Consider the following 6,886-nt stretch of genomic DNA (forward strand, 5'->3'; position numbering starts at 1 on the left):
CGCATTCGCTGGCAAGCCAGCTCCTACGTGCAGGTACGGGGTGGTTTTGGGGAGGCATTCGTCGCTAGAACCACAGCCGTGGAAGCACGCTAAGGCCTTGATCCATAACGCCTGCGGGATTCGATTCAACCCTTCTATTCATATTCCTAAAAGTTAGTTTATTTAATTTTTATACGCGCATAGGGTATATGCACCGGACCACCGGACATTCTTGATTCTGATTTCGCCGCATGACGCGGCCTATCCAAAAGATGTGAGGTAGGTATGGTCCGGAACACAATCACCCCAGTGCAGATCGCCAGGGCATTGCGTGCAGCCAAGGAGTGGCACTGATGTCCAGTCTGATCGAAGCCCAGGTCCAGAGTGACCTGGATATCGCTCCCCTTTTGCTGCCCGCTCGGGTTCTGCGCAACGACGCCGAAGCCCTTCAGGCTGCCCATGAACTGGCCGACGCGGCCCGCCAGCAGGCCGCCCAGCGCGACCGCCAGCGCAAGCTGCCCTGGGCGCAGATCGAACAATTCACCCGCAGCGGCCTGGGCAGTATTTCCGTGCCCCGCGCCTACGGCGGGCCACAGGTTTCCTTCGTCACCCTGGCCGAAGTCTTCGCCATCATTTCCGCGGCCGACCCGGCCCTGGGGCAGATCCCGCAGAACCAGTTCGGCATCCTCGGCCTGATTCTCGGCTGCGGCACCGAGCGGCAGAAGAAACAGCTGCTGCAGAGCGTCCTGGAAGGCTGGCGCATCGGCAATGCCGGCCCGGAACGCGGCACCAAGAACACCCTGGAACTCAAGGCACGGATCACCGCCGACGCCGACGGCCACGTGATCAATGGCCAGAAGTTCTACTCCACCGGCGCCCTGTTCGCCCACTGGGTGGCGGTCAAGGCACTCAACGAGGAAGGCCGCCAGGTGCTGGCCTTCGTCCGTCGTGGCACCCCGGGGCTGCGCATCGTCGACGACTGGTCGGGCTTCGGCCAGCGCACCACCGCCAGCGGCACCATCCTGCTCAACGATGTGCGGGTGGACGCCGAGCTGGTGCTGGACAACTGGCGGATCAACGAAACACCGAATATCCAGGGCGCGGTATCCCAGCTGATCCAGGCCGCCATCGACGCCGGCATCGCCCGGGAAGCCGTGGCCGACGCCATCCGTTTCGTTCGTGAACGAGCACGCCCGTGGATCGACGCCAACGTCGAACGGGCCAGCGATGACCTGTATGTGATCGCCGACATCGGCAAGCTGCAGATCGAACTGCACGCCGCCGAAGCCCTGCTGCGCAAGGCCGGCCAGGTGCTGGACCAGGTCAGTGCGGCGCCGATCACTGCCGAGTCTGCGGCCCGCGCCTCCATCGCCGTGGCCGAAGCCAAGGTGCTGACCACCGAGATCTCGCTGCTGGCCAGTGAAAAGCTCTTCGAGCTGGCTGGCAGCCGCGCCACCCTCGCCGAATTCAACCTCGACCGTCACTGGCGCAACGCCCGGGTGCACACCCTGCACGACCCGGTGCGCTGGAAGTACCACGCCGTGGGCACCTATCACCTGAACGGCACCTTGCCTGCCCGGCACTCCTGGATTTAACCGCCCAGAACGCTTTTGACCAGATCTCTGGAGAAACACATGTCTCTTTCCCAACACGTCGCGGTCATTACCAGCGATGAGCAAGCCCTGATTGTCGCCAGCGACCTGGCGGAAGATTTCAAGCGCGACAGCGCCCTGCGCGACCGCGAGCGGCGCCTGCCGCACCCCGAGCTGGAAGCCTTTTCCCGCTCCGGCCTGTGGGGCATCAGCGTGCCCAAGGAATACGGTGGCGCCGGGGTTTCCAACGTCACCCTGGCCAAGGTCATCGCCCTGATCGCCGAGGCTGACGCCTCCCTGGGGCAGATCCCGCAGAACCATTTCTACGCCCTGGAAGTGCTGCGGGTGAATGGCAGCGAGCCGCAGAAGCAGCGGCTGTATGCCGAAGTCCTGGCCGGCCGGCGTTTCGGCAACGCCCTGGCCGAGCTGGGCACCAAGACCGCCCACGACCGCACCACCCGCCTGAGCCGCGACAGCAACGGCCCGGGCTACCGCATCGACGGGCGCAAGTTCTACGCCACCGGCGCCCTCTACGCCCAGCGCATCCCCACCTCGGTGGTGGATGAACACGGCGTGCAGCAACTGGCCTTCGTCCCCGCCGACGCCCAGGGCCTGGACGTGATCGACGACTGGAGCGGCTTCGGCCAGCGCACCACCGGCAGCGGCTCGGTGCAATTCGACAACGTGTGGGTGGACGAGGCCGACGTGGTGCCGTTCCAGAGCGCCTTCGAGCGCCCGACCCCAGTCGGCCCGCTGGCGCAGATCCTCCACGCCGCCATCGACACCGGCATCGCCCGCGCCGCCTATGAAGACGCCCTGCGCTTTGTGCGCACCAAGACCCGGCCGTGGATCGACTCCGGCAACGACAAGGCCACCGACGACCCGCTGACCATCAAGAGCTTCGGCCACCTGAGCATCCGCCTGCACGCCACCGAGGCCCTGCTGGAACGCGCCGGGGAGTTCCTCGACAAGGCCCAGACCCAGACCAACGCCGACACCGTGGCCGCCGCGTCCATCGCCGTGGCCGAGGTCCGCGCCCTGAGCACGGAAATTTCCCTGGCCGCCGGCAGCACCCTGTTCGAACTGGCGGGCAGCCAGGCGACCCTGGCCGAGCATGGCCTGGACCGCCACTGGCGCAATGCCCGGGTACACACTCTGCACGACCCGGTGCGCTGGAAGTACCACGCGGTGGGCAACTACTACCTGAACCAGCAGAACCCGCCGCTGCGGGGGACCATCTGATGGCCGCGCCACAAACCACCAAGAAGAAGATCCTGCTCAACGCCTTCAACATGAACTGCGTCGGGCACATCAACCACGGCCTGTGGACCCACCCGCGGGACAACTCGACCCAGTACAAGACCCTCGAGTACTGGACCGAGCTGGCCCAGTTGCTGGAGCGCGGGCTGTTCGACGGGCTGTTCATCGCCGACATCGTCGGGGTCTACGACGTCTACCAGAATTCGGTGGACGTGCCCCTCAAGGAGTCGATCCAGCTGCCGGTGAACGACCCGCTGCTGCTGGTCTCGGCCATGGCCGCGGTCACCAAGAACCTGGGGTTCGGCCTCACCGCCAACCTCACCTACGAGGCGCCCTACCTGTTCGCCCGGCGCCTTTCCACCCTCGACCACCTGAGCCGTGGCCGGGTCGGCTGGAACATCGTCACCGGCTACCTGGACAGCGCCGCCCAGGCCATGGGGCTCAAGGAGCAGATCGAGCACGACCGCCGCTACGACCAGGCCGACGAGTACCTGGAGGTGCTGTACAAACTCTGGGAAGGCAGTTGGGAGGACGACGCGGTCCTCAATGACCGCGAGCAACGCATCTATGCCCAGCCGGAAAAAGTGCACAAGGTCGAGCACCAGGGCGAGTTCTACCAGGTCAGTGGTTACCACCTGTGCGAACCGTCGCCGCAACGCACCCCGGTGCTGTTCCAGGCCGGCAGCTCGGACCGCGGCCTGCTGTTCGCCGGGCGCCACGCCGAGTGCGTGTTCATCAGCGGGCAGAACAAGGCCGCGACCAAGGCCCAGGTGGACAAGGTCCGCGCCAGCGCCGTGGCTGCCGGGCGCAATCCCGAGGACATCAAGGTGTTCATGGGCCTCAACGTGATAGTCGGCGAGACCGAGGAACTGGCCTGGAAGAAGCACGCCGAGTACCGCAGCCACGCCAGCGCAGAGGCCGGGGTGGCGCATTTTTCCGCGTCCACCGGGATCGATTTTTCCCAGTACGAGATCGACGAGCCGATCCAGTACGTGAAGAGCAATGCCATCCAGTCGGCCACCAAGAACCTGCAGAACAACGACTGGACCCGACGCAAGCTGCTGGACCAGCACGCCCTGGGCGGCCGCTACTTCACCGTGGTCGGCTCGCCGCAGCAGGTGGCCGACGACCTGGAATCCTGGATCGCCGAAACCGGCCTGGACGGCTTCAACCTGACCCGCATCGTCACCCCGGAAAGCTACGTCGACTTCATCGACCTGGTCATCCCCGAACTGCAGCGCCGCGGCTCCTACAAGACCGCCTACGACGACGGCACCCTGCGGGAAAAGCTCTTCCGCCAGGGCCGCAAGCTGCCCGAACAACACACCGGCGCGGCCTACCGCCGCTAAACGCTTCGCCGGCAAGCCGGCTCCTGCACACCTCACTGTAGGCGCTGGCTAGCCAGCGAAGAGGCCCGCAACCACACCCCATTCCCTGGCCCCGACTCGGACCCTGACCCCTATGAAAACCAAACGCCTGCGCCACCCGCTCAAAGCCCTGGCCCTCGCCCTCGGCCTGTTCAGCAGCGCCGTCTTCGCCGCCGACGCGCCGCTCAAGGTCGGCACCACCGCCGCCTTCGCCATTCCCCTGGAGGCCGCCGTGGAAGAGGCCGGCAAGCAGGGCCTGAAAGTCGAGCTGGTGGAGTTCACCGACTGGATCGCGCCCAACGTCAGCCTGGCCGCCGGTGACATCGACGTGAACTACTTCCAGCACATCCCGTTCCTGGAAAACGCCAAGGCCGCCGCCGGTTTCGACCTGGTGCCCTTCGCCCCGGGCATCATCAACAACGTCGGCCTGTACTCGAAGAAATACAAAAGCTTCGACGAACTGCCACAAGGTGCCAGCGTGGCCATCGCCAACGACCCGATCAACAGCGGGCGCGGCCTGCAACTGCTGGCCAAGGCCGGGCTGATCACCCTCAAGCCGGGCGTTGGCTACAAGGCCACCGAAGAAGACATCGTCAGCAACCCGAAGAAGATCAAGATCCTCCAGGTCGAAGCCGTGCAACTGGTGCGCGCCTATGACGACGCTGACCTGGTCCAGGGCTACCCGGCCTACATCCGCCTGGCCAAGACCTTCGATGCCGGCTCGGCGCTGCTGTTCGACGGCCTGGACCACAAGGAATACGTGATCCAGTTCGTGATCCAGCCCAAGAGCAAGAACGACCCGCGGCTGATCAAGTTCGTCGATATCTACCAGCACTCGCCTGCCGTTCGCGCCGCTCTGGACAAAGCCCACGGCAAGCTCTACCAAGCCGGCTGGGAAGGTTGAGATGAGTGTCGCGACGCTACAGCGCAAGCTGCCGGAAGCGGCGCCCCGGCGCGCCGGGCAGACCGAGCTGCACCCCGAACTGAATCGCGCCCAGGTGCGCTTTATCGGCCTGGGCAAGACCTACCAGGGCCAGCAGGGTCCGGTGCAGGCCTTGCACGATATCGACCTGTCGATCCAGCGCGGCGAGGTGTTCGGCATCATCGGCCGCAGCGGCGCCGGCAAGTCGTCGCTGATCCGCACCATCAACCGCCTGGAGCAGCCCAGCAGCGGCCGGGTGCTGATCGACCAGGTGGACATCGGCGACTTCGACGAAGACCGCCTGGTGGCCCTGCGCCGGCGCATCGGCATGATCTTCCAGCACTTCAACCTGATGTCGGCCAAGACCGTGTGGCACAACGTCGAGCTGCCGCTGAAGGTGGCCGGGGTACCCAAGGCCGAGCGCGAGCGCAAGGTGCGCGAGCTGCTGGAGCTGGTGGGCCTCAAGGACAAGCACCGGGCCTACCCGGCGCAGTTGTCCGGCGGCCAGAAGCAGCGGGTGGGGATCGCCCGGGCCCTGGTCCACGATCCCGAGATCCTGCTGTGCGACGAGGCCACTTCGGCCCTGGACCCGGAAACCACCCAGTCGATCCTCGGCCTGCTGAAAGAGATCAACCAGCGCCTGGGCCTGACCATCATCCTGATCACCCACGAGATGGCGGTGATCCGCGATATCTGCGACCGGGTGGTGGTACTGGAGCACGGGCGCATCGTCGAGCAGGGGCCGGTCTGGGAAGTCTTCGGCAACCCGCAGCACGAGGTCAGCAAGACCCTGCTGGCGCCCCTGCAGCACGGCCTGCCGGAAGAACTGCAGAACCGCCTGCAAAGCCATCCGACGTCTTCCGATGCGGCGCTGGTGCTAAGCCTGCGCTTCACCGGCAGCAGCCATGAGGAACCGGACCTGGCGGCGCTGTTCGGCGCCCTGGGCGGCCGCGTACGCCTGCTGCAAGGCGGCGTGGAACGCATCCAGGGCCACGCCCTGGGGCAATTGCTGCTGGCAGTCCAGGGCTCGTCCCTGGAGGCTGCGCAACTGCGCCAGCGCGCCGGGCAATGGGCACAACAGGTGGAGGTACTGGGCTATGTGGTTTGATCGCTTGTTGCAGGGCATTCTCGACACCCTGCTGATGGTCGGCGTGTCCTCGCTGATTGCCCTGCTGGCGGGGATTCCCCTGGCGGTGATCCTGGTCACCAGCGGCAAGGGCGGGATCTACGAGGCGCCGAACCTGAACCGGGCGCTGGGGGCCTTTGTGAACCTGTTCCGCTCGATCCCGTTCCTGATCCTGATGGTGGCGCTGATCCCCTTTACCCGAATGATCGTCGGCACCACCTACGGCGTGTGGGCCGCCGTGGTGCCGCTGACCATCGCCGCCACGCCGTTCTTTGCGCGGATCGCCGAAGTCAGCCTGCGGGAAGTCGACCACGGCCTGATCGAGGCCGCCCAGGCCATGGGTTGCCGGCGCTGGCACATCGTCTGGCACGTGCTGCTGCCCGAAGCGCTGCCGGGCATCGTCGGCGGCTTCACCATCACCCTGGTGACCATGATCAACTCCTCGGCCATGGCCGGGGCGATTGGCGCGGGCGGCCTGGGGGACATTGCCTACCGCTACGGTTATCAGCGGTTCGACAGCCAGATCATGCTCACGGTGATCGTGCTGCTGGTGATTCTGGTAGCCGCGATCCAGCTGGGTGGCGACCGTCTGGCGCGGGTGCTGAACAAGCGCTAGCGGCATCCCGTGTAGCCGCTGCCG

The 6,886-nt window shown here is 65.8% G+C and carries 6 protein-coding genes; all 6 read left to right on the forward strand.

The features are described 5' to 3' along the window. The first annotated feature begins 332 nt into the window (after positions 1-332). The 6 genes from F6S12_RS28685 to F6S12_RS28710 all read left to right on the forward strand — a co-directional run bounded on the left by F6S12_RS28685 (position 333) and on the right by F6S12_RS28710 (position 6,862). Positions 333-1,574, forward strand: coding sequence for an SfnB family sulfur acquisition oxidoreductase (locus F6S12_RS28685; protein WP_011058625.1), 1,242 nt, complete (start codon positions 333-335; stop codon positions 1,572-1,574). 39 nt (positions 1,575-1,613) lie between these two features. Continuing rightward, the gene (locus F6S12_RS28690; protein WP_103290581.1) at positions 1,614-2,813 is read left to right on the forward strand and encodes an SfnB family sulfur acquisition oxidoreductase; all 1,200 of its coding nucleotides are present in this window, start codon (positions 1,614-1,616) and stop codon (positions 2,811-2,813) included. Then, positions 2,813-4,180, forward strand: a complete 1,368-nt coding sequence (locus F6S12_RS28695) for an LLM class flavin-dependent oxidoreductase (RefSeq protein ID WP_015633741.1) — start codon at positions 2,813-2,815, stop codon at positions 4,178-4,180. The genes F6S12_RS28690 and F6S12_RS28695 overlap by 1 nt, the downstream gene beginning before the upstream one ends. 112 nt (positions 4,181-4,292) lie before the next feature. Next, on the forward strand, positions 4,293-5,102 hold the full coding sequence (locus tag F6S12_RS28700; RefSeq protein ID WP_123473119.1) for a MetQ/NlpA family ABC transporter substrate-binding protein: 810 nt from the start codon (positions 4,293-4,295) through the stop codon (positions 5,100-5,102). Position 5,103: 1 nt separating this feature from the next. Continuing rightward, on the forward strand, positions 5,104-6,228 hold the full coding sequence (locus F6S12_RS28705; protein WP_011058621.1) for a methionine ABC transporter ATP-binding protein: 1,125 nt from the start codon (positions 5,104-5,106) through the stop codon (positions 6,226-6,228). Next, positions 6,218-6,862, forward strand: a complete 645-nt coding sequence (locus tag F6S12_RS28710) for a methionine ABC transporter permease (RefSeq protein WP_015633738.1) — start codon at positions 6,218-6,220, stop codon at positions 6,860-6,862. Before F6S12_RS28705 ends, F6S12_RS28710 begins: the two co-directional genes overlap by 11 nt. Positions 6,863-6,886: the final 24 nt, after the last annotated feature.

Origin of the sequence: Pseudomonas sp. JV245A (assembly GCF_032424515.1) — a bacterium.
Classification (GTDB): domain Bacteria; phylum Pseudomonadota; class Gammaproteobacteria; order Pseudomonadales; family Pseudomonadaceae; genus Aquipseudomonas; species Aquipseudomonas protegens.